The following is a 21,506-nucleotide window of genomic DNA, read 5'->3' as shown; positions in this document are numbered from 1 at the left end:
TAAATCCCCTAAGGTGACGTTCAGCTTTCTGCAGTAAACTGTGCGCCAAACGATTCAGCAGCGCGCAATAACCAGCAGTACGTAATAACGAGCCCCCGATGTCCTCCCTGCCTCCCGCGATTTTCCTCATGGGCCCCACCGCCGCCGGCAAGACCGACCTGGCGCTGGAACTGGCGCGCCTGTTGCCGGTGGAGCTGATCAGCGTCGATTCGGCGCTGATCTATCGCGGTATGGATATCGGCACCGCCAAGCCCTCGCGCGAGGTGCTGGCCGAGTTTCCGCACCGCCTGATCGATATCCGCGACCCCAGCGAGGCCTATTCGGCGGCGGAGTTCCGCGCCGATGCCCTGGCTGCGATGGCCGAGATCACCGCTGCCGGCCGCATTCCGCTGCTGGTCGGCGGCACCATGTTGTATTTCAAGGCATTACTGGAAGGCCTGGCCGACATGCCCAGCGCCGATCCCGCGGTGCGCGCCGAGCTGGAAGCCTGGGCCGAGGCCGAAGGCTGGGACGCCCTGCACGCGGAGCTGGCGCGAGTAGACCCGGAGTCGGCTGCGCGGATCCATCCGAACGACCCGCAACGTCTCATCCGGGCACTGGAGGTGTACCGCGTAAGCGGTATGTCCATGACTGCACATCGCCAGCGCCAAGCGAGTGAAAATGCGGGTTTCGGCGCGCAAGGCGGCGGGCAATTGCCGTATACTGTCGCCCATCTGGCGATTGCGCCTCTGCAACGACAGGTACTGCACGCGCGTATCGCGCAACGATTTGACCAGATGCTGGAACAGGGCTTCATCGCCGAGGTCGAAGGCCTCCGCGCAAGAAATGACTTGCATGCGGGGCTGCCTTCCATACGGGCGGTGGGTTACCGACAGGTATGGGATTACCTCGAGGGCAAACTGTCCTACGCTGAGATGGTGGAGCGCGGCGTCATCGCCACGCGGCAACTGGCGAAGCGCCAGTTCACCTGGCTGCGTAGCTGGAGCCATCTACACTGGTTGGACAGCCAGGCAAGCGACAATTTGCCGCGTGCCTTGAAATACCTTGAGGCGGTCTCCATATAGGCTCGAGACCTTAATTTCGGCCGTCTATCCTTGGGGTTCAGGACGGCGTTAAGCCAAATTCACTACTACTAAATCAGTTTTTTACCCTTACAAGGAGTGCGGCATATGTCAAAAGGGCATTCGCTACAAGACCCTTACCTCAATACCCTGCGCAAAGAACGCGTCCCGGTTTCCATCTATCTGGTCAACGGCATCAAGCTGCAGGGCCAGATCGAATCCTTCGACCAGTTCGTGATTCTGCTGAAAAACACTGTCAGCCAGATGGTCTACAAGCACGCCATCTCCACCGTTGTTCCCAGCCGTCCGGTGCGTCTGCCCAGCGGTGATCAGCCGGCCGAGCCGGGCAACGTTTGACGGGAGTCCGCCTTGTTCTTTGAGCGCCCGGGTGGTGGGGAACGGGCCATTCTGGTCCATCTGGAAGGTCAGGACCCCGAGGCGCGCGAAGACCCGCAGGAGTTCCAGGAGCTGGCACGTTCGGCGGGTGCGGAATCGGTTGCTTTCGTCAGCATTTCGCGCCACCAGCCTTCAGCCAAGTACCTGATCGGCAGCGGCAAGGTCGAAGAGTTGCACGACCTCGTCCATGCCGAGAAGGTCGAGCTGATCATCTTCAATCACACCCTCACGCCGAGTCAGGAGCGCAACCTCGAGCGCGCGCTCGAGTGCCGCGTGCTCGACCGGACGGGGTTGATCCTCGATATCTTCGCCCAGCGTGCGCGTACCCATGAGGGTAAGTTGCAGGTTGAGCTCGCCCAGCTCGAACACATGAGCACGCGCCTGGTGCGCGGCTGGACTCACCTCGAGCGCCAGAAGGGCGGTATCGGCCTGCGTGGCCCGGGTGAAACCCAGCTGGAAACCGACCGTCGCCTGCTGCGTGGGCGCATCCGTCAGATCAAGTCGCGCCTGGAGAAGGTTCGCAGCCAGCGTGAACAGGCCCGTCGCGGCCGCCGTCGCGCGGAGATTCCCGCGGTATCCCTGGTCGGCTATACCAACGCCGGCAAATCAACGCTGTTCAACGCGCTGACCACTTCCGAGGTCTATGCCGCCAACCAGCTGTTCGCCACCCTCGACCCGACCCTGCGCCGCCTGGAGCTGGATGACGTGGGGCCGATCGTGCTGGCGGACACCGTGGGTTTCATTCGCCACCTGCCGCACAAGCTGGTGGAGGCGTTTCGGGCTACCTTGGAAGAGTCGAGCAATGCCGACCTGTTGCTGCACGTGATCGACTCCCACGAGCCGGAGCGTGATGCGCAGATCGAGCAGGTGCTGGCGGTGCTGCAGGAAATCGGCGCCAATGAGCTGCCGATGCTCGAGGTGTACAACAAGATCGACCTGCTGCCGGACATGCAGCCGATGATTCAGCGCGACGAACTCGGCAAGCCTGTCCGGGTCTGGGTGTCGGCGCGCGATTCGCTGGGGCTGGAGTTGGTGGAGCAGGCGATCGCCGAGTTGCTGGGGGAGGACATGTTCGTGGGAACGCTCTGCCTTCCGCAGCGCCTGGGGCGACTTCGTGCTCAGTTCTTCGAGCTGGGTGCGGTACAGTCCGAGGGGCATGACGAGCAAGGACGCGCCGTGTTGCAGGTTCGCCTGCCGCGTGTCGAGTTGAACCGCCTGGTCAGCCGTGAAGGCTGGCAGCCGGCGGAGTTCATTGCGCAACACACTTTGCAATAAAGCCTGGAACGCTGCTTTTGGCAGCGGCGGGGGCATTCGGTAGCATGGGTGGGCGCGCCGTAGGCGCGTTTTCGCGTTATCAGATGGAGAGCGCTATGGCTTGGAACGAGCCGGGTGACAACTCGAACAAGAACGATCAGGACCCTTGGGGTGGACGCCGTGGTGGCGGTCGCCAGGGCCCGCCTGATCTGGATGAAGCCTTCCGCAAGCTGCAGGACAGCCTGAACGGAATCTTCGGCAAGCCCAAGCGTGGCAGCGGTACTGGTGGTGGTGGCGGCAAGGGCGGCAGCCTGGGGCTGTTCGGCATCGGCCTGGGTATCCTCGCCGTGCTGTGGCTGTACAACGCCATCTACGTGGTGGACGAGCAGGAGCAGGCGGTGATCCTGCGCTTCGGCAAGTACTACGAGACCGTAGGTCCCGGCCTGAACATCTATTTCCCGCCGATCGACAAGAAGTTCCAGGAGAACGTCACCCGCGAGCGTGCCTACAGCAAGCAGGGGCAGATGCTCACCGAGGATGAGAACATCGTCGAGGTGCCGCTGACCGTGCAGTACAAGGTCAGCAACCTGCAGGACTTCGTGCTCAACGTCGAGCAGCCGGAAGTCAGCCTGCAGCACGCCACCGAGAGTGCGCTGCGCCATGTCGCAGGCTCCACCACCATGGACCAGATTCTCACCGAGGGCCGTGAGCAGATGGCCACCGAGGTGCGTGAGCGTCTGCAGCGGTTCATGGACACCTACAAGACCGGTATCGCCGTGACCCAGGTGAACATCCAGAGCGCCGCCGCGCCGCGTGAGGTGCAGGAAGCGTTCGACGACGTGATCCGTGCCCGCGAAGACGAGCAGCGCGAGAAGAACCAGGCCGAAGCGTACGCCAATGGCGTGGTGCCCGAAGCCCGTGGTCAGGCGCAGCGCATCATCGAGGAAGCCAACGGCTATCGCGATGAAGTGGTGTCCCGCGCCCAGGGTGAGGCGGATCGCTTCACCAAGCTGGCCGGCGAGTACCACAAGGCGCCGGAGGTCACGCGCCAGCGTCTGTACCTGGATACCATGCAGGATGTCCTCAGCCAGAGCAGCAAGGTGCTGGTCACCGGCCAGCAGGGTCAGAACAACCTGATCTACCTGCCGCTGGACAAGATGATGGACGGCCGTGGCTCGGCGACCCCGAGCAGCACGCCGGGCACGACCAGCAGCGCGCAAGACATCGGTTCGCGGGTGGCCAACGACCTGCAGCAGCGTGACATGCGTACCAGGGAGAGCCGCTGATGAGTAACAAGTCTCTGATTGCCCTGATCGCTGCCGTCGTTGCCGCGGTTGCGCTGTGGAGCAGCGTCTATGTCGTCCAGCAGACCGAGCGCGCCGTGCTGCTGCGCTTCGGTCGGGTGGTCGACGCCGATGTGAAGCCGGGCTTGCACTTCAAGATTCCGTACGTCAACCAGGTGCGCAAGTTCGATGGCCGCCTGCTGACCCTGGATTCGCCGACCCAGCGCTTCCTGACGCTGGAGAAGAAAGCGGTGATGGTCGACGCCTACGCCAAGTGGCGTGTCGCCGATGCCGAGCGCTTCTACACCGCGACTTCCGGCATGAAGCAGATCGCCGACGAGCGTCTGTCCCGCCGTCTGGAGGCCGGCCTGCGTGACCAGTTCGGCAAGCGCACCCTGCACGAGGTGGTTTCCGGTGAGCGCGATGCGCTGATGGGCGACATCACCGCTTCGCTGAACCGCATGGCGCAGAAGGAGCTGGGTATCGAGGTCATCGACGTTCGCGTCAAGGCCATCGACCTGCCGAAGGAAGTGAACCGCAGCGTGTTCGAGCGCATGAGCACCGAGCGTGAGCGGGAAGCCCGCGAGCACCGCGCCAAGGGCCGTGAATTGGCGGAGGGTATTCGCGCGGATGCCGATCGTCAGCGCCGCGTGCTGCTGGCCGAGGCCTATCGTGAAGCGGAAGAAACCCGTGGTGACGGCGATGCCAAGGCGGCGGCGATCTATGCCAAGGCCTACACCGCCGATCCGGAGTTCTACGCCTTCACCCGCAGCCTCAAGGCCTATCGCGAGAGCTTCGCGGACAAGAAGGACGTGCTGGTGCTTGATCCGAGCAACGACTTCTTCCGTTATCTGGAAAAAGCTAAACCGTAAGGGTCCGTCGACGCTTCGTCGTGACCGCGCCGAACCCCGTGTTGCGAGTTGTCCTGATGCCAAGTTGAGGCTCGGACGCCGCGCAACACGGGGTTCGTCCCTTCGGGTTGCGCGTCAAATCACGCCATGCGTCGTTGCGGGACTAGGCAAGGGCCGGCCATTACCGTCGTCCCGCGTCTAGCCTGGCGTGATTTGACGCGGCAACGCGATTCACGCCGAAACATCAACGGACCCTTTTAACTCTCCGGCGGGCGGCAGCGCCCGCCGGAGAAATCGTGTTATCATGGGTCAGCCGGGAAATCCCGGCTTTTTTGCGTCCGCTAGATTCATGTACGAGAGCCATGTGGCAGGAGTTCGGCAAAGCGTTCTGTCTGTTGCTGGTGCTGGAAGGCATCCTTCCGTTCCTGTATCCGCGTGGTTGGCGCGACGCCGTGAGCGGGCTCGGTCGTTTGGGCGACCGCAGTCTGAGACTCATCGGGCTGGGCAGCATGCTGCTCGGCACCGTCCTTCTTTACTGCATTCATTGAAGTGCCGCCCGGCTGAAAGGGGAGAGGCGACATGGCAACGGTAGACCGCTGGCTGCTGCCAGATGGGATCGAAGAAGTGCTGCCACCGGAGGCGGCGCGCGTTGAAGCAGCCCGCCGTCAGGTGCTGGATCTGTTCCAGCGCTGGGGTTACGAGTTCGTCGTCACCCCGCATATCGAATACCTGGAATCCCTGCTGACCGGTGCCGGCCAGGATCTGGACCTGCGTACCTTCAAGGTCACCGACCCGGCGTCCGGCCGCCTGATGGGCTTCCGCGCGGACATCACCCCGCAGGTCGCCCGCATGGACGCCCATAGCCTGCGTCGTGAAGGCCCGAACCGCCTGTGCTACGCCGGCAGCGTGCTGCATGCCCGCCCGCGTGCGCTGGCGACCTCGCGCAGCCCGATCCAGCTGGGGGCCGAACTCTATGGCGACACTGGTTCCGCCGGTGACGTCGAAGTCATCAGCCTGATGCTTGACATGCTGGAAATGGCCCAAGTGCCGGATGTGCACATGGACCTCGGTCATGTCGGCATCTACCGTGGTCTGGCCCAGGCTGCCGGCCTGTCCGGCGAAGTCGAGCAGCTGCTGTTCGACGCCCTGCAGCGCAAGGCCGTGGACGAAGTCGCCGCGCTGACCGAGGGTCTGCCGGGCGAGCTCTCCGGCATGCTGCGTGCGCTGGCCGAGCTGTGCGGCAGCCGCGAAGTGCTGGACCAGGCGCGTGAAGTGCTTGCTGGCGCCCCGGCTCCGGTGCAGGCCGCGCTGGCTGATCTGACCGCCATCGCCGATTCGCTGGCGTCGCGCTTCCCGCAGCTGCCGCTGTACTTCGACCTCGGCGAACTGCGCGGCTATCACTATCACACCGGCGTGGTGTTCGCCGCGTTCGTTCCCGGGGTTGGCGAGTCCATCGCCCAGGGCGGCCGTTACGACCACATTGGCGCTGACTTCGGTCGCGCGCGTCCGGCGACCGGTTTCTCCACCGACCTCAAGACCCTGGTCACTCTCGGCCGCGCCCAGCTCGACGAGCCGCGCACTGGAGTCTGGGCGCCGGCCGATGGGGCTGGCTTGTGGCAGGCGGTGCAGCAGCTGCGCCGTCAGGGCGTGCGCGTGGTGCAGGCGCTGCCCGGGCAGGATGCGGCTTCGGCTACCGAAGCGGGCTGCGACCAGCAACTGCTGGTTCGCGATGGCAATTGGCAGGTGGCGCCGCTCTGAGGCGCGCCACTTCGAGTTTTCGCCGGCCGCGGCCGGCACCGAACATCCACGATGGGGACAAGTGTTATGGGTAAGAATGTCGTAGTCCTGGGCACCCAGTGGGGTGATGAGGGCAAAGGCAAGATCGTCGACCTGCTGACTGACCAGGCTGCTGCCGTGGTGCGTTACCAGGGCGGCCACAACGCCGGTCATACCCTGGTAGTCGGCGGCGAGAAGACTGTTCTGCACCTGATTCCGTCGGGCATCCTGCGCGAAGGCGTGCAGTGCCTGATCGGCAACGGCGTGGTGTTGGCGCCCGATGCGCTGATGCGCGAGATCGCCAAGCTGGAAGAGAAGGGCGTACCGGTGCGCGAGCGCCTGCGTATCAGCCCGTCCTGCCCGCTGATCCTGTCCTTCCACGTGGCCCTGGACCAGGCTCGCGAGAAGGCCCGTGGCGACGCGAAGATCGGCACCACCGGTCGCGGCATCGGCCCGGCCTACGAAGACAAGGTGGCCCGTCGCGGCCTGCGCGTGGGCGACCTGTTCCACCGCGAGCGCTTCGCCGCCAAGCTGGGCGAGCTGCTGGACTACCACAACTTCGTCCTGCAGAACTATTACAAGGAGCCGGCCGTTGACTTCCAGAAGACTCTGGACGAGTGCATGGCCTATGCCGAAGAACTGCGCCCGCTGATGGCTGACGTGACCTCGACCCTGCACGACCTGCGTCGTGGTGGCGAGAACATCATGTTCGAAGGCGCCCAGGGTTCGCTGCTGGACATCGACCACGGCACCTACCCGTTCGTCACCAGCTCCAACACCACTGCTGGCGGCACTGCCACCGGTTCGGGTTTCGGTCCGCTGTACCTGGATTACATCCTGGGTATCACCAAGGCCTACACCACCCGTGTGGGTTCCGGCCCGTTCCCGACCGAGCTGTTCGATGACGTCGGCGCGCACCTGGCCAAGGTCGGTCACGAGTTCGGTGCCACTACCGGTCGTGCTCGTCGTTGCGGCTGGTTCGACGCCGTCATCCTGCGTCGCGCTATCGAGATCAACAGCCTGTCCGGCCTGTGCCTGACCAAGCTGGACGTTCTCGATGGCCTGGAAACCGTGCGCATCTGCACCGGCTACAAGAACGCCGCCGGCGAACTGCTGACCGACGCGCCGACCGACGCCGACAGCTACATCGGCCTGCAGCCGATCTACGAAGACCTGCCGGGTTGGAGCGAGTCCACCGTCGGTGTCCAGTCGCTGGAAGGCCTGCCGGCCAATGCGCGCGCTTACATCAAGCGCGTCGAGGAGTTGGTCGGTGCGCCCATCGACATCATCTCCACTGGCCCGGATCGCGCCGAGACCATCGTCCTGCGCCACCCGTTCGCCTGATCTGCGTTGTGTATCGCAACGGGCCGCTCATGCGGCCCGTTGTCGTTTCTGGGGTATGTCTTTCGTTGGGCGGCAAGACGAGATGCGGCGGGGCGGCGCGCCAGGTTGGAGAGGCTGGATTGCGGAAAGCCGAAAACGAAAAAGCCGAGCAGTGCTCGGCTTTTTCGTTTGAAGATGGTGCCCAGGAGAAGACTCGAACTTCCACGGTGTTGCCACCGCTAGGACCTGAACCTAGTGCGTCTACCAATTCCGCCACCTGGGCATGCTTTTCAGCATGGGGTGCGATGATCGCTCATCGTCTTGCGGTGATACAACCCTTGGTTGCATCGGGCGGTCTATCGTTCGGTTATCAGGGTTCCGAACCCGCCGGGATAAAACCTGTCACTGACTGGCTCTATCCTTGAATAAGTGGTGCCCAGGAGAAGACTCGAACTTCCACGGTGTTGCCACCGCTAGGACCTGAACCTAGTGCGTCTACCAATTCCGCCACCTGGGCACTGGATGTGATGATCGCTCATCGCTTCCGTGTTACAACGTCTGTCTGACGCTGTGGGCGCGAACTATACGGAGCTAGGTTTAGCTTGTAAACCCCTGATGCGATAAAAATTTATTCGTGCCCAAAGCTGACCGACGAGCGGATTTCGCGCTTCAATAAGCAGATGGCGAACCATCCCTATATAGATAAGGTGACCTCACTTTAATGGCCGATTGGCAAAACCTCGATCCCGAGGCCGCCCGCGAGGCGGAAAAATACGACAACCCCATTCCCAGCCGCGAACTCATTCTGGCGCATCTCGCCGAACGCGGCGCGCCCGCCACGCGGGCCCAGTTGCTCGATGAATTCGGGCTCTCCGGCGAGGAGCCGGAAGAAGCACTACGCCGCCGACTGCGCGCCATGGAGCGCGACGGCCAGCTCATCTATACCCGCCGTGGCGCCTACGCGCCGGTGGACAAGCTCGACCTGATCCTCGGCCGCATCTCCGGCCACCGTGACGGCTTCGGCTTCCTGATTCCCGATGACGGCAGCGACGACCTGTTCCTCAGCCCGACGCAGATGCGCCTGGTGTTCGACGGCGACCGTGCCCTGGCGCGCGTGTCCGGCTTCGATCGCCGTGGCCGCCGCGAAGGTGCCATTGTGGAAGTGGTCGAACGCGCCCACGAGACCATCGTCGGCCGCTACTTCGACGAGAGCGGCATCGGCACGGTGGTGGCCGACAACCCGAAGATCCAGCAGGAAGTGCTGATCCCGCCGGGCAAGGCCGGCAAGGCCAAGCACAACCAGTTCGTCCAGGTGCGTATCGATGTCTGGCCGAGCGTGCACCGCCAGGCCCAGGGCGAGGTGGTGGAAGTGCTCGGCGACTACATGGCGCCGGGCATGGAGATCGAAGTCGCCCTGCGTAGCTACGACATTCCTCACACCTGGCCCGAAGCCGTGGAGAAGGAAGCGGCCAAGCTCAAGCCCGAGGTGCTGGAGAAGGACAAGGAGAAGCGCGTCGACCTGCGGGCCCTGCCTTTCGTCACCATCGACGGCGAGGACGCCCGCGACTTCGACGACGCGGTCTACGCGGAGAAGCGCAAGGGCGGCGGCTGGAAACTGTTCGTCGCCATCGCCGACGTCTCTCATTATGTGAAGGTCGGCTCGGCCCTGGATGAGGAGGCGGCCAAGCGCGGCAACTCGGTGTACTTCCCCGAGCGGGTGATCCCGATGCTGCCGGAGATTCTCTCCAACGGCCTGTGCTCCCTGAATCCGCTGGTCGATCGCCTGGCCATGGTCTGCGAGATGAATCTCTCCAAGGCCGGCAAGATGACCGACTACCAGTTCTACGAGGCGGTCATCCATTCCCATGCGCGCCTGACCTACACCAAGGTCAGCCAGTACCTGGAAACCCCGGACAGCCCCGAAGGCCAGCGCCTGAAGGAGCAGCTCCCGGCGGTGGTGCCGCACCTGAACACGCTTTATGACCTGTACAAGGTGCTGGTCGGCGCGCGCCACGTGCGCGGGGCGATCGATTTCGAGACCCAGGAAACCCGCATCGTCTTTGGCGCGGACCGCAAGATCTCGGAAATCCGCCCGACCCAGCGTAACGATGCGCACAAGCTGATCGAGGAATGCATGCTGGCGGCCAACGTCGCCACCGCCAAGTTCCTGGAAAAGCACGCCATCCCGGCGCTGTACCGCGTCCACGACGGTCCGCCGCAGGAAAAGCTGAACAACCTGCGCCAGTTCCTCGGCGAACTGGGCCTGACCCTGTATCGCGGCAAGGGCGAGCCGACCCCGGCGGATTACCAGAAGCTGCTGGAATCCATCCAGGGTCGCCCGGACCTGCAACTGATCCAGACGGTGATGCTGCGCTCCCTGAGCCAGGCCGTGTACAGCCCGGAGAACAACGGTCACTTCGGCCTGAACTACGAGGCCTACACCCACTTCACCTCGCCGATTCGTCGTTACCCGGACCTGCTGACCCACCGCGCCATCCGTGGCCTGATCCGCTCCAAGGCGGCGTCGGAGCACGTACAGCGCGTCGGCGCCGCCAGCATGCCCAAGGCGCGCATCTATCCGTACGATGAGCCGCGCCTGGCGCAACTGGGCGAGCAGTGCTCGATGACCGAGCGCCGTGCTGACGAGGCGACCCGCGACGTCACCAACTGGCTGAAGTGCGAGTTCATGCGCGAGCGCGTGGGCGAGACCTTCCCCGGTGTGATCACCGCGGTGACCGGCTTCGGCATCTTCGTCGAGCTGACCGACATCTATGTCGAGGGCCTGGTCCACGTCACCGCACTGCCGGGCGACTACTACCACTTCGATGCCGTGCACCATCGCCTGAGCGGCGAGCGCACCGGTCGCAGCTTCCGCCTCGGCGATACCGTGGAAGTGGTGGTGGCGCGCGTTGACCTGGACGAGCGCAAGATCGACTTCGAACTCTCCGACAACGTGCTGAGCGCGCCCATCGGCCGCAAGAAGCGTGGCGAGAAGGCCGAGCCGGTCACCAAGGGTAAAGTGGCGAAGGGCAAGGCGCCCAAGGGCGCTGCAGCCAGAGAGAAGCCGGCCAAGGCTAGTCGCCAGGTGGCGGACGATCCGTTCTTCGCCCCCGACGTGGCCGTGGTGCCGTCGAGCCAACCGCGCAAGCGCAAGGTCGGCGTGGTCCAGGCGCTGCCGTCGGTGGCTCCGGAAATGCTCGCCAAGGCCGAGGAACTGCTCGGCAATACCGACGTACGCAAGAGCCGCGAAGTGAAGAAGGCGTTGCTCGAAGAAGCCAAGGTGGGCGGCAACAAGCCGGCCGCCGGCAAGGGCAAGTCCGCGCCCGCTGCGGGCAAGCCGCGCAATCCTTCGAAACAGAAAGCCCGGTCCGCCAAGCCGACCAAGCATCGCAAGGGCTCGTCCGTGCCCAAGGGCGGTGCGTCCGGTGGTGCTCCGGCCAGCAAGCGTAAGGCGAAGAAATGAGTCAGTGGGAAAAGGTCTACGGGGTCCATGCCGTAGAAGCGTTGCTGCGTCATCATCCCAAGCGGGTCAAGCAGCTGTGGCTGGCCGAAGGCCGGCATGATCCGCGCGTCCAGGCGCTGGTCGAGCTGGCCGGTCAGGTGCGCGTGCCGGTGGGCACGCGCGACCGCAAGGAGCTCGACGAGTGGGCCGAGGGTGTGCACCAGGGCGTGGTCGCCGAGGTCAGCCCCAGCCAGGTGTGGGGCGAGAACATGCTGGAGGAGCTGCTTGAGCGCTCTTCCGGCCCGGCTCTGCTGCTGGCGCTGGACGGCGTGACCGACCCGCACAACCTCGGCGCGTGCCTGCGCACCGCCGATGCGGCGGGCGCGTTGGCGGTTATCGTGCCGAAGGACAAGTCCGCCACCCTCAATGCCACCGTGCGCAAGGTTGCCTGCGGCGCCGCCGAGGTGATCCCGCTGGTGGCGGTGACCAATCTGGCGCGCACGCTGGAAAAGCTCCAGCAGCGCGGCCTGTGGATTGTCGGCACGGCGGGCGAGGCGACCCAGATGCTCTATGAACTCGATCTCACCGGGCCGACTGTGCTGGTGATGGGCGCGGAGGGCAAGGGCATGCGCCGCCTGACCCGCGAGCACTGCGACTACCTGGCCAAGCTGCCGATGCAGGGCAGCGTCAGCAGCCTCAACGTCTCGGTGGCCACCGGCGTGTGCCTGTTCGAGATTGTCCGCCAACGCCAGCTCAAGGCCGGCGCCTGAGTTCTTTTTTGTAGGAGCGAGCTTGCTCGCGAACAGTGGCGGTTCCGTGCTTGCCCGGTTCGCGAGCGAGCTCACTTCTACGAAGAGCCCTCGGCGCGCCAGCTGTACAAATAATCGTCAATTGCCTTGCGCCGCCTTCCCCCCTTCTCTAGAATGTCGGCCCTTGTCGTCCGGGCAGGCGTTCGCGCGTGCTTCCGAGCGGCAAGGTAAAAATCATTCACTCCTTGCCTGACCGCTTTGTCGGCAGGCTGCAATCCGTAAGGAGCATTTATGCGTCATTACGAAATCGTGTTCCTGGTTCACCCGGACCAGAGCGAACAAGTCGGTGGCATGGTCGAGCGTTACACCAAGGCCATCGAAGAAGACGGCGGCAAAGTCCACCGTCTGGAAGACTGGGGCCGTCGTCAGCTGGCTTACGCCATCAACAACGTGCACAAGGCTCACTACGTTCTGATGAACGTCGAGTGCACCGCCAAGGCCCTGGCAGAGCTGGAAGACAACTTCCGCTACAACGACGCCGTGATCCGTAACATGGTCATCCGTCGCGACGAAGCCGTTACCGGCCAGTCCGAAATGCTGAAGGCCGAAGAGAGCCGCAACGAGCGCCGTGAGCGCCGTGAGCGTCCCGAATCGAACGAGGGCGAGTCCGCTGACGGCGAAGATAGCCGCGACAGCGCTGACGAGTAATCCCGGACCAGTATTGAGGAGCCACACACATGGCACGTTTCTTCCGTCGTCGTAAGTTCTGCCGTTTCACCGCTGAAGGCGTGAAAGAGATCGATTACAAGGATCTCAACACCCTGAAGGCCTATGTTTCCGAAACCGGCAAGATCGTTCCGAGCCGCATCACCGGCACCAAGGCCAAGTACCAGCGTCAGCTGGCCACCGCTATCAAGCGCGCCCGCTACCTGGCCCTGCTTCCCTACACCGACAGCCACGGCCGTTGATCGGGCAGTCGACTGGGATTGATGGATAGATCGCATGCGCGCATTGGCTGAATTCGTCATGCGAGGCCGCATGCAGGCGACCCTGGTGGTCGTCGCAGCCGCGGTACTGCAGCCGTTGTTCTGGCTCGGTGCCGCAGCAGGCAGTCTGGTGCTGTTGCGCCGTGGCGCCGGCGATGCCTTTGGCATCCTGGGCTGGGCGCTGCTTCCGGCACTGGCCTGGTGGTACCTGGGTGACCCCAGCGTGAGTCTGGTTCTGGTGGGTAGTGCCGTGCTGGCGCAGGTTCTGCGCAGCAAGGTGTCCTGGAACCAGGTGATGCTGGCGAGCGTTGTGCTCGGTGCGGTGTTCGTGCTGCTGCTCAGCACGGTGTCGGCCGGGTTGGTCGCTGCTCTTGCCGATGCATTCGGCAAGGCACTGCCGCAGATTCTGGCCGAAGCCAAGCTTTCGCCGGAACAGTTGGCCGCCCTGCAGGCGGAGATGGTTCCGACCATCACCGGCCTGATGGCAGCCTCGCTGCAGACGATCAGCCTGATGTGCCTGATGCTGGCGCGTTATTGGCAGGCAGTGCTGTACAACCCGGAAGGGTTTGGCCGCGAGTTCCGCGCACTGCGCCTGTCGCCGGGCACGGCTATCGCGCTGCTGGTCGGCGTTGTGGCACTGCCCTTCGCAGGTCCCGCGGCCACCATGCTGGCGCCGCTGTGCATGATTCCGCTGCTGTTCGCCGGGATCGCACTGGGCCACGGGCTGGTCGCGCTGAAGAAGCTTCCGGGCTTCTGGCTGGCGCCGCTGTACCTGCTGGTATTCGTGCTGGGCAATGTGATCTGTCTTGTCGCCGTGGTCGACAGTCTGTTTGATTTTCGCGGTCGTCTGGCGAAGCGCCAGAAAGCTGCGAACGGTGAAGGTTAAAAGTTAAGAGGTAAGACTCAAATGGAAGTCATCCTGCTGGAAAAGATCGCCAAACTGGGCAACCTGGGCGACAAGCTGAACGTAAAGGGCGGTTACGCCCGTAACTACCTGCTGCCGCAGGGCAAAGCCACCGCTGCCACCGCTGCCAACGTCGCTGCTTTCGAAGAGCGCCGCGCAGAGCTGGAAAAAGCCGCTGCCGAGAAGAAAGCCGCTGCTGAAGCCCGTGCTGCCCAGCTGTCCGAACTGATCGTGACCATCGGCGCCCACGCTGGCGACGAAGGCAAGCTGTTCGGTTCGATCGGCACCCGCGACATCGCCGAAGCCGTTTCGGCTGCCGGCTACCCGCTGGAAAAGAGCGAAGTTCGCCTGCCCGACGGCGCCCTGCGCGCTGTTGGCGAATACAACATCGAAGTGCAACTGCACACCGACGTTGATGCAACCCTGCACGTGGTTGTAGTCGCCGAGTAAGCGATCCGTCGCTAGGACGATTCGCACGGCTTGCCTGTGTGAAGCTGTCCGCTAACAATGGGCACGGTGCCGATCCTCGGTCCGTGCCCTTTGTTTTTTCCGCCGTTTCATTCAACACGAAGAGCCCATGAACGACATTACCGTCCCCGAGCAATACGACCTGCAGACCGCTTCCCTCAAGGTGCCGCCGCACTCGATCGAAGCCGAACAGGCGGTGCTGGGCGGCCTGATGCTCGACAACAACGCATGGGAGCGCGTCTCCGACGCGGTGTCCGATGGCGACTTCTATCGCCATGACCATCGCCTGATCTTCCGTGCCGTCTACAAGCTCGCCGAAGGCAACCAGCCGATCGACGTGGTGACCCTCTCCGAGATGCTCGAACGCGAGGGGCAGCTGTCCCAGGTGGGCGGTCTTGCCTACCTCGCGGAGCTGGCGAAGAACACGCCCTCGGTAGCCAATATCAAGGCCTACGCGAACATCATTCGCGAGCGCGCCACCCTGCGGCAGCTGATCGGCATCAGCAGCGACATCGCCGACAGCGCCTTCAACCCGGAGGGGCGCAGCGCCAACGAGGTGCTCGACGAAGCCGAACGCAGGATCTTCGAGATCGCCGAAGCGCGGCCCAAGACCGGCGGTCCGGTGGGGATCAGCGACATCCTGGTCAAGACCATCGACCGCATCGACCACCTGTTCAACACCACCGAGGCGCTGACCGGGATTTCCACCGGCTTCACCGACCTCGACGAGAAGACCAGCGGCCTGCAGCCGGCGGACCTGGTGATCGTCGCCGGCCGTCCGTCCATGGGCAAGACCACCTTCGCCATGAACCTGGTGGAGAACGCCCTGATGCGCAGCGACAAGGCGATCCTGGTGTACTCCCTGGAAATGCCCTCCGACTCCATCGTGATGCGTATGCTCGCCTCGCTCGGCCGCATCGACCAGACCAAGGTCCGTTCCGGCAAGCTGGACGACGAGGATTGGCCGCGCCTGACTTCGGCGGTGAACCTGCTCAACGATCGCAAGCTGTTCATCGACGACACCGCCGGCATCTCGCCCTCGGAAATGCGCGCGCGTACCCGCCGCCTGGCCCGCGAACACGGCGAGATCGGTCTGATCATGGTCGACTACCTGCAGCTGATGCAGATTCCCGGCTCCGCCGGCGACAACCGGACCAACGAGATTTCCGAGATTTCCCGCTCGCTCAAGGCGCTGGCGAAGGAATTCAACTGCCCGGTGGTGGCGCTCTCCCAGCTCAACCGCTCGCTGGAACAGCGCCCCAACAAGCGCCCGGTGAACTCCGACCTGCGTGAATCCGGAGCGATCGAGCAGGACGCCGACGTGATCATGTTCGTCTACCGCGACGAGGTGTATCACCCGGAGACCGAGTTCAAGGGCGTGGCCGAGATCATCATCGGCAAGCAGCGTAACGGTCCCATCGGCACCGTGCGCGTGGCCTTCCTCGGTCGCTACAGCCGTTTCGAGAACCTCGCGCCCGGCATGTACAACTTCGAAGACGAGTGACGCAGCCGCATTTCCCGTGACCGACGGGCGCCTTAAAATGGGCGCCCGTTTCGTTTCAGGACCCGCAGCCATGCGTCCGCTCGTCGCCGTCGTCGATCTCTCCGCCATCCGCCACAACTATGCCGTGGCCAAGCGCTGCGCGCCGGGCCGCCAGGCGTTCGCGGTGGTCAAGGCGAATGCCTATGGGCATGGCGCGCGGGAGGTGGTCAGCAGCCTGCACGACGAGGTCGACGGTTTTGCCGTGGCCTGCCTGGAGGAGGCCGCGGAGGTGCGCGCGCTGCACGCCGATGCCCGCATCCTGCTGCTGGAAGGCTGCTTCGAGCCGAACGAGTATCTGATTGCCGCGCAACTGCGCCTGGATGTGGCCGTACAGGGCCCGGAGCAGGCCCAGGCGCTGCTCGCCGCGCAATTGCCGAGCGCGCTGAACGTCTGGATGAAGCTGGATTCCGGCATGCACCGCCTGGGCTTCTTGCCCGAGGCGCTGCGCGACTGGCATCCGCGCCTGCGCCAGGCCACGCAGGTGGCCGAACTGAACCTGATGAGCCACTTCGCCAACGCCGACCTGCGCGGCGATGAGCTGACCGAAGACCAGGTGGCCTGTTTCCTCGGTGTGCTCGACCTGGATTTCGACCAGCGCTCGCTGGCCAACTCGGCCGCGGTGCTGACCATTCCCGCCGCGCACATGGACTGGATTCGCCCCGGCATCATGCTTTACGGCGCCACGCCCTTCGCCGACATCGGCGCTGCCGAGCTGGGCCTGCGCCCGGCGATGAGACTGGAGGCGCAGTTGATCGCGGTGCGTGAGGTGCCGGTTGGGGAAAGTGTCGGTTATGGCGCGACCTGGGTGGCGCAGCGGCCGTCGCGTATCGGTACGGTGAGCTGTGGTTACGCCGACGGCTATCCGCGCCATGCGACCAGTGGCACACCTGTGCTGGTGGGCGGCCGGCGGGTGCCGCTGGCCGGGCGGGTGTCGATGGACATGCTGGCCGTCGACCTCACCGATCAGCCCCATGCCGCGGTCGGCGATCCGGTCGAGCTGTGGGGCGCGAACCTTCCGGTGGACGAAGTGGCGAGCCACGCCGGGACCATCGGCTACGAGCTGCTGACCAAGGTCACCGCCCGCGTACCGCGCCGCTACAGAAACTGATCAGGCGCTGCGTTCGGAAGCCTTGCTGCCGTCCTGCCAGAGTTCGCTGCCCTCGCTGCTTCTATCGTTGACGATGGCATAGCTCGCCCGGCCGTTGCCCTTCACGTCGTACAGTGCCTGGTCGGCGGCCTTGTACAGCTTGCTGAACTGCATCGCGTGGCTGGGGTAGATGGCCACGCCGATGCTGGGTGTGATGCGCAGTTCGAGTGCGTCGAAATGCACCGGACGCGACAGCTCGTTGAGCAGCCGCGTGGCGATCTCCCGGGCATGGCCTTCGGCGTCCGGACCGGCGATCAGCGCGGCGAACTCATCGCCGCCCAGCCGTGCCACGCAATCGCTGGCGCGCACGCACTGACGCAGGCGGTGTCCGACGTTCTGCAGCATGAAGTCGCCGGCATCGTGACCATGGGTGTCGTTGATCGGCTTGAAATGGTCGAGGTCGATCAGCATCAGCGCCAGGGTTTCGCCGTTCTGCTGGGCTCGTTCCAGCGCCTGCTCGGCGTGCTCGACCAGGAAGCGGCGGTTCGGCAGGCCGGTCAGCGGGTCATAGTGCGCCGCGTGCTGCAGCTGGGCCTCGCGCTCGCGCAACAGCTGGTTGCTCTGGGTCAGCTCGGCGGTGCGTTCGGCAACCGCCTTGGCCAGGTCCTGCTGCGCGCTCTGCATCATGGTCAGGCGCGCGTTCTTTTCGCGGTTGGCCTGCTCCACGGCCTGTGCCCGCTCGCGCTTGAGGCTGCGGATGCGCGAGGTAAGGGCGAAGGAAAAGAGCACCGACTCCATGGCGACGGCAATCGGGAAGATGTAGGTGGTCAATGGCTGCGGTTGCACCACGGCCAGGGCGCGCATCACCGAGATGCTCACGCTGCCCAGCACCAGGCCGAAACCGAGCAGGTACAGGAAGGCGGGCAGGGAGCCCTGGCGCCAGCGTGTCAGCGCCGCGCCCAGGGCTGCTGGCACGCCGACGAGGGTGACCACCACCAGCATCCAGCTGGCGACGCTGCGCAGTTGCAGTGCGCCGAGGAGGATGGTGAGCAGGTACAGCCCGCAGTTCAGGCTCAGCAGATGGTGTGCCCAGCGCACGTGCCGGCGGGTCTGCAGCAGGGTGATGGTGAAGCGGTGCACGCACAGGCCCCATAGCGACGGCAGGGTGATGCGGTCCAGCCACCAGGGCACCGCGTGCTCGGGCCAGAGGTACTTGAAGCCGTGGCCGGTCATGCCGAGGCTGAACAGCAGCGCCGCGGCGGTGGTCAGCACGTACCAGAGATAGGCTCGGTCGTGCAGGGTCAGCAGGATGAACAGGTTGTACAGCAGCAGGGCGGCGATCAGGCCATAGACCACGCCGAGGAACAGGTTGGTGTCGGCGCGGTGGTCCTGCAGGTCGTCCAGTGACCAGATGCGCAGCGGGAAGGAGTTGCCGGCGGGGTCATAGGTGCGCAGGTAGAGCCGCAGCGGTCCGGCACCCTCGGGCAGATGGAATACCGGGCGCCGGTAGCCCCGGTCGCGGCCGGCGGAGAAGGGCACCGATTCGCCGGACAGTCGCTCGACGTAGCGCTCCTGTTCGTCGGGCAGGTACAGGCGCAGGTCCTTGAGGTTGACGGCGTCCACTTCCAGCCACCAGCCGCCGGGCGGCGTCTGCCGGCGGTCGAGGTCCAGGCGCAGCCACCAGGCGCTGGAGCTCTGGCCGACGCTGGTGCGACCGTTGGCCGGGATGAAGTCATGGCTGCGCTGCACCTCGTCGAACGGCATCCCGCCGCTGCGATCCTCGAGGAGTTCCAGGCTGCCGTTGAGCCAGGTGCCACTGGCCTTTGAATCCAGCTCGACTGCGGCGGCCTGGCCGACCAGCAGTGCGAGCACCAGCATGAAAACATGACGCACGACGCGCACTCCCTGTGCCATGGGGCATCCCGGCACCTACTGCGGATAGTGGCTGGAGTATAGCCAGATGATGGCACTGGCAAACGACCGAACGCCGGTTAAATCTGAGTTCATCAGTCGGATTTGTACACTTTTTGTGCTATATTCCGCGCCCGCGTTTTTCCGCGATACCTACTTCGAGATACCCCGGTGCCCGTGATGCAAGCCGCCAAACCGCTGTTCGACTATCCCAAGTTCTGGGCCGAGTGTTTCGGCCCGGCGCCGTTCCTGCCCATGAGCAAGGAAGAGATGGATCAGCTGGGCTGGGATTCCTGCGACATCATCATCGTCACCGGGGATGCCTACGTTGACCATCCGTCGTTCGGCATGGCCATCATCGGTCGCCTGCTGGAAGCCCAGGGCTTCCGCGTGGGCATCATTGCCCAGCCGGACTGGCAGTCCAAAGACGACTTCATGAAGCTGGGCAAGCCGAACCTGTTCTTCGGTGTCGCCGCCGGCAACATGGACTCGATGATCAACCGCTACACCGCCGACCGGAAGATCCGCTCCGACGACGCCTACACCCCCGGCGGCAACGCCGGCAAGCGCCCGGACCGCGCCAGCATGGTCTACAGCCAGCGCTGCCGCGAAGCGTACAAGGGCGTGCCGATCGTCCTCGGCGGCATCGAGGCCTCGCTGCGCCGCATCGCGCACTACGACTACTGGCAGGACAAGGTTCGCCACTCGATCCTGATGGATGCCAAGGCCGACATCCTGCTGTTCGGCAACGCCGAACGCGCCGTGGTGGAAGTGGCCCAGCGCCTGGCCGCCGGCGAGTCCATCGAGTCGATCACCGACGTGCGCGGCACCGCTTTCGTGCGCCGCGACACCCCCGAGGGCTGGTTCGAGCTGGACTCCACCCGCATCGACCGTCCGGGCAAGATCGACAAGATCATCAACCCCTACGTGAACACCCAGGACACCGCCGCCTGCGCCATCGAGCAGGAAAAGGGCGAGCAGGACGACCCCAACGAAGCCAAGGTCGTCGAGTTGCTGCCGCACCCGCGCCTGGAACGCGAGCGCACGGTGATCCGCCTGCCGTCCTACGAGAAGGTCAAGAGCGACCCGGTGCTCTACGCCCATGCCAACCGCGTGCTGCACCTGGAGACCAACCCGGGCAACGCCCGCGCCATGGTCCAGCGTCACGGCGAGACCGACGTGTGGTTCAACCCGCCACCCATCCCGCTGACCACCGAGGAGATGGACTACGTGTTCGGCCTGCAGTACGCCCGCGTGCCGCACCCCGAGTACGGCGGCGCGAAGATCCCGGCGTACGAGATGATCCGCTTCTCGGTGAACATCATGCGTGGCTGCTTCGGTGGCTGCACCTTCTGCTCCATCACCGAGCACGAAGGCCGCATCATCCAGAGCCGTTCGGAAGACTCGATCATCCGCGAGATCGAGGAAATCCGTGACCGCGTACCGGGCTTCACCGGCGTCATCTCCGACCTCGGCGGGCCGACCGCGAACATGTATCGCATCGCCTGCAAGGACCCGGAGATCGAGCGTCACTGCCGCAAGCCGTCCTGCGTCTGGCCGGGCATCTGCGAGAACCTCAACACCGACCATTCCTCGCTGATCCAGCTGTACCGCCGCGCCCGCGACCTGCCGGGGGTGAAGAAGATCCTCATCGCCTCGGGCCTGCGCTACGACCTGGCCGTGGAGTCCCCGGAGTACGTCAAGGAGCTGGTGACGCACCACGTCGGCGGCTACCTGAAGATCGCCCCGGAGCACACCGAGGAAGGCCCGCTGTCGAAGATGATGAAGCCGGGCATCGGCACCTACGACGCCTTCAAGCGGATGTTCGAAAAGTTCTCCAAGGAGGCGGGCAAGGAGCAGTACCTGATCCCGTACTTCATCGCCGCGCACCCGGGCACCAGCGACGAGGACATGATGAACCTCGCCCTGTGGCTCAAGCGCAACGGCTTCCGCGCCGACCAGGTGCAGGCCTTCTACCCGTCGCCCATGGCCACCGCCACGGCCATGTACCACTCGGGCAAGAACCCGCTGCGCAAGGTCACCTACAAGAGCGATGGCGTGGAGATCGTCAAGGGCGAGCGGCGCCGCCGCCTGCACAAGGCCTTCCTGCGCTATCACGATCCGAACAACTGGCCGATGCTGCGCGAAGCCCTGAAGGAAATGGGCCGCGCCGACCTGATCGGCAACGGCAAGCACCAGCTGATCCCGACGCACCAGCCGAGCGGCGATGGCAGCTACCAGAGCGCGCGTCGCAAGAACTCCACTCCGGTAGGCAGCAAGAAGACCGGCAAGCCGCTGCTGACCCAGCACACCGGCCTGCCGCCGCGCGCCAGCGACGGCTCCAAGCCGTGGAACAAGGCCGAGGAAGGCAAGGCCACCGGCTACGCCAAGGGCAAGAAGCGCAGCACCAAGCGCCAGCCGAACATTCCGCGCTGATCGCTTCCTTCGGCCGGCTATCGAAAAGGCGTGACT

Annotated in this window: 18 protein-coding genes and 2 tRNA genes; 17 read left to right on the top strand and 3 right to left on the bottom strand. The window is 64.5% G+C overall.

All coding sequences use genetic code 11. From position 1 onward, the window contains the following. The first annotated feature begins 98 nt into the window (after positions 1–98). From miaA to ACAW63_RS01600, 8 genes are all read left to right on the top strand, one after another. Positions 99–1,064: a tRNA (adenosine(37)-N6)-dimethylallyltransferase MiaA gene (miaA, locus tag ACAW63_RS01635; protein WP_371231209.1), complete on the top strand. Its 966-nt coding sequence runs from the start codon at positions 99–101 to the stop codon at positions 1,062–1,064. A gap of 105 nt (positions 1,065–1,169) precedes the next feature. Continuing rightward, positions 1,170–1,418 carry an RNA chaperone Hfq gene (hfq, locus tag ACAW63_RS01630; RefSeq protein ID WP_015479145.1) on the top strand — a complete coding sequence of 83 codons (249 nt, stop codon included), beginning with the start codon at positions 1,170–1,172 and terminating at the stop codon, positions 1,416–1,418. 12 nt (positions 1,419–1,430) lie between these two features. Then, positions 1,431–2,732 carry a ribosome rescue GTPase HflX gene (hflX, locus tag ACAW63_RS01625; RefSeq protein ID WP_371231208.1) on the top strand — a complete coding sequence of 434 codons (1,302 nt, stop codon included), beginning with the start codon at positions 1,431–1,433 and terminating at the stop codon, positions 2,730–2,732. A gap of 95 nt (positions 2,733–2,827) precedes the next feature. Then, positions 2,828–3,997: an FtsH protease activity modulator HflK gene (gene hflK, locus ACAW63_RS01620; RefSeq protein WP_371231207.1), complete on the top strand. Its 1,170-nt coding sequence runs from the start codon at positions 2,828–2,830 to the stop codon at positions 3,995–3,997. Further along, on the top strand, positions 3,997–4,866 hold the full coding sequence (hflC, locus tag ACAW63_RS01615) for a protease modulator HflC (RefSeq protein ID WP_371231205.1): 870 nt from the start codon (positions 3,997–3,999) through the stop codon (positions 4,864–4,866). The genes hflK and hflC overlap by 1 nt, the downstream gene beginning before the upstream one ends. Before the next feature lie 341 nt (positions 4,867–5,207). Next, the gene (locus ACAW63_RS01610) at positions 5,208–5,393 is read left to right on the top strand and encodes a DUF2065 domain-containing protein (protein WP_037012084.1); all 186 of its coding nucleotides are present in this window, start codon (positions 5,208–5,210) and stop codon (positions 5,391–5,393) included. Positions 5,394–5,424: 31 nt separating this feature from the next. Next, positions 5,425–6,603 carry an ATP phosphoribosyltransferase regulatory subunit gene (locus tag ACAW63_RS01605; protein ID WP_371231203.1) on the top strand — a complete coding sequence of 393 codons (1,179 nt, stop codon included), beginning with the start codon at positions 5,425–5,427 and terminating at the stop codon, positions 6,601–6,603. A 66-nt stretch (positions 6,604–6,669) separates the two neighbouring features. Beyond that, positions 6,670–7,965 carry an adenylosuccinate synthase gene (locus tag ACAW63_RS01600; protein ID WP_275608894.1) on the top strand — a complete coding sequence of 432 codons (1,296 nt, stop codon included), beginning with the start codon at positions 6,670–6,672 and terminating at the stop codon, positions 7,963–7,965. A 175-nt stretch (positions 7,966–8,140) separates the two neighbouring features. Here the strand turns inward: ACAW63_RS01600 and ACAW63_RS01595 are convergent. Together ACAW63_RS01595 and ACAW63_RS01590 are read right to left on the bottom strand one after the other, a co-directional pair. Next, positions 8,141–8,227, bottom strand: a tRNA-Leu gene (locus ACAW63_RS01595). A gap of 147 nt (positions 8,228–8,374) precedes the next feature. Further along, a tRNA-Leu gene (locus tag ACAW63_RS01590) sits at positions 8,375–8,461 on the bottom strand. 204 nt (positions 8,462–8,665) lie between these two features. On the opposite strand from ACAW63_RS01590, the gene rnr reads away from it, so the two are divergent. The 8 genes from rnr (at position 8,666) to alr (ending at position 17,144) form a co-directional block, all read left to right on the top strand. Further along, a complete protein-coding gene (rnr, locus tag ACAW63_RS01585) occupies positions 8,666–11,407 on the top strand; it encodes a ribonuclease R (RefSeq protein ID WP_371231202.1) in 2,742 nt (913 codons plus the stop codon). Continuing rightward, positions 11,404–12,156 (top strand): 23S rRNA (guanosine(2251)-2'-O)-methyltransferase RlmB, encoded by a 753-nt coding sequence (gene rlmB / locus ACAW63_RS01580; RefSeq protein ID WP_207882321.1) that lies wholly within the window; start codon positions 11,404–11,406, stop codon positions 12,154–12,156. The genes rnr and rlmB overlap by 4 nt, the downstream gene beginning before the upstream one ends. A 270-nt stretch (positions 12,157–12,426) precedes the next feature. Next, positions 12,427–12,843, top strand: coding sequence for a 30S ribosomal protein S6 (gene rpsF, locus ACAW63_RS01575; protein ID WP_054906367.1), 417 nt, complete (start codon positions 12,427–12,429; stop codon positions 12,841–12,843). Positions 12,844–12,872: 29 nt separating this feature from the next. Next, positions 12,873–13,103 carry a 30S ribosomal protein S18 gene (rpsR, locus tag ACAW63_RS01570; protein WP_003095634.1) on the top strand — a complete coding sequence of 77 codons (231 nt, stop codon included), beginning with the start codon at positions 12,873–12,875 and terminating at the stop codon, positions 13,101–13,103. 34 nt (positions 13,104–13,137) lie between these two features. Then, the gene (locus ACAW63_RS01565; RefSeq protein ID WP_275608891.1) at positions 13,138–14,007 is read left to right on the top strand and encodes a hypothetical protein; all 870 of its coding nucleotides are present in this window, start codon (positions 13,138–13,140) and stop codon (positions 14,005–14,007) included. A gap of 21 nt (positions 14,008–14,028) precedes the next feature. Further along, complete coding sequence (rplI, locus tag ACAW63_RS01560; RefSeq protein WP_371231200.1) at positions 14,029–14,475, top strand: 50S ribosomal protein L9; 447 nt, start codon at positions 14,029–14,031, stop codon at positions 14,473–14,475. Positions 14,476–14,602: 127 nt separating this feature from the next. Then, the gene (dnaB, locus tag ACAW63_RS01555) at positions 14,603–15,997 is read left to right on the top strand and encodes a replicative DNA helicase (RefSeq protein ID WP_275608889.1); all 1,395 of its coding nucleotides are present in this window, start codon (positions 14,603–14,605) and stop codon (positions 15,995–15,997) included. Between the two features lie 70 nt (positions 15,998–16,067). Next, on the top strand, positions 16,068–17,144 hold the full coding sequence (alr, locus tag ACAW63_RS01550; protein WP_371231198.1) for an alanine racemase: 1,077 nt from the start codon (positions 16,068–16,070) through the stop codon (positions 17,142–17,144). On the opposite strand, the gene ACAW63_RS01545 is transcribed toward alr, so the two are convergent. Beyond that, positions 17,145–19,016 carry a diguanylate cyclase domain-containing protein gene (locus ACAW63_RS01545; protein ID WP_371231196.1) on the bottom strand — a complete coding sequence of 624 codons (1,872 nt, stop codon included), beginning with the start codon at positions 19,014–19,016 and terminating at the stop codon, positions 17,145–17,147. A gap of 198 nt (positions 19,017–19,214) precedes the next feature. On the opposite strand from ACAW63_RS01545, the gene ACAW63_RS01540 reads away from it, so the two are divergent. Beyond that, the gene (locus ACAW63_RS01540; RefSeq protein WP_371231194.1) at positions 19,215–21,470 is read left to right on the top strand and encodes a YgiQ family radical SAM protein; all 2,256 of its coding nucleotides are present in this window, start codon (positions 19,215–19,217) and stop codon (positions 21,468–21,470) included. Positions 21,471–21,506 lie beyond the last annotated feature (36 nt).

The sequence above is a fragment of the Pseudomonas sp. QE6 genome (assembly GCF_041379005.1).
Lineage (GTDB): Bacteria > Pseudomonadota > Gammaproteobacteria > Pseudomonadales > Pseudomonadaceae > Pseudomonas.
Note: the sequence above shows the minus strand (reverse complement) of the source record. Positions and strands in the feature narration are given on the sequence as shown.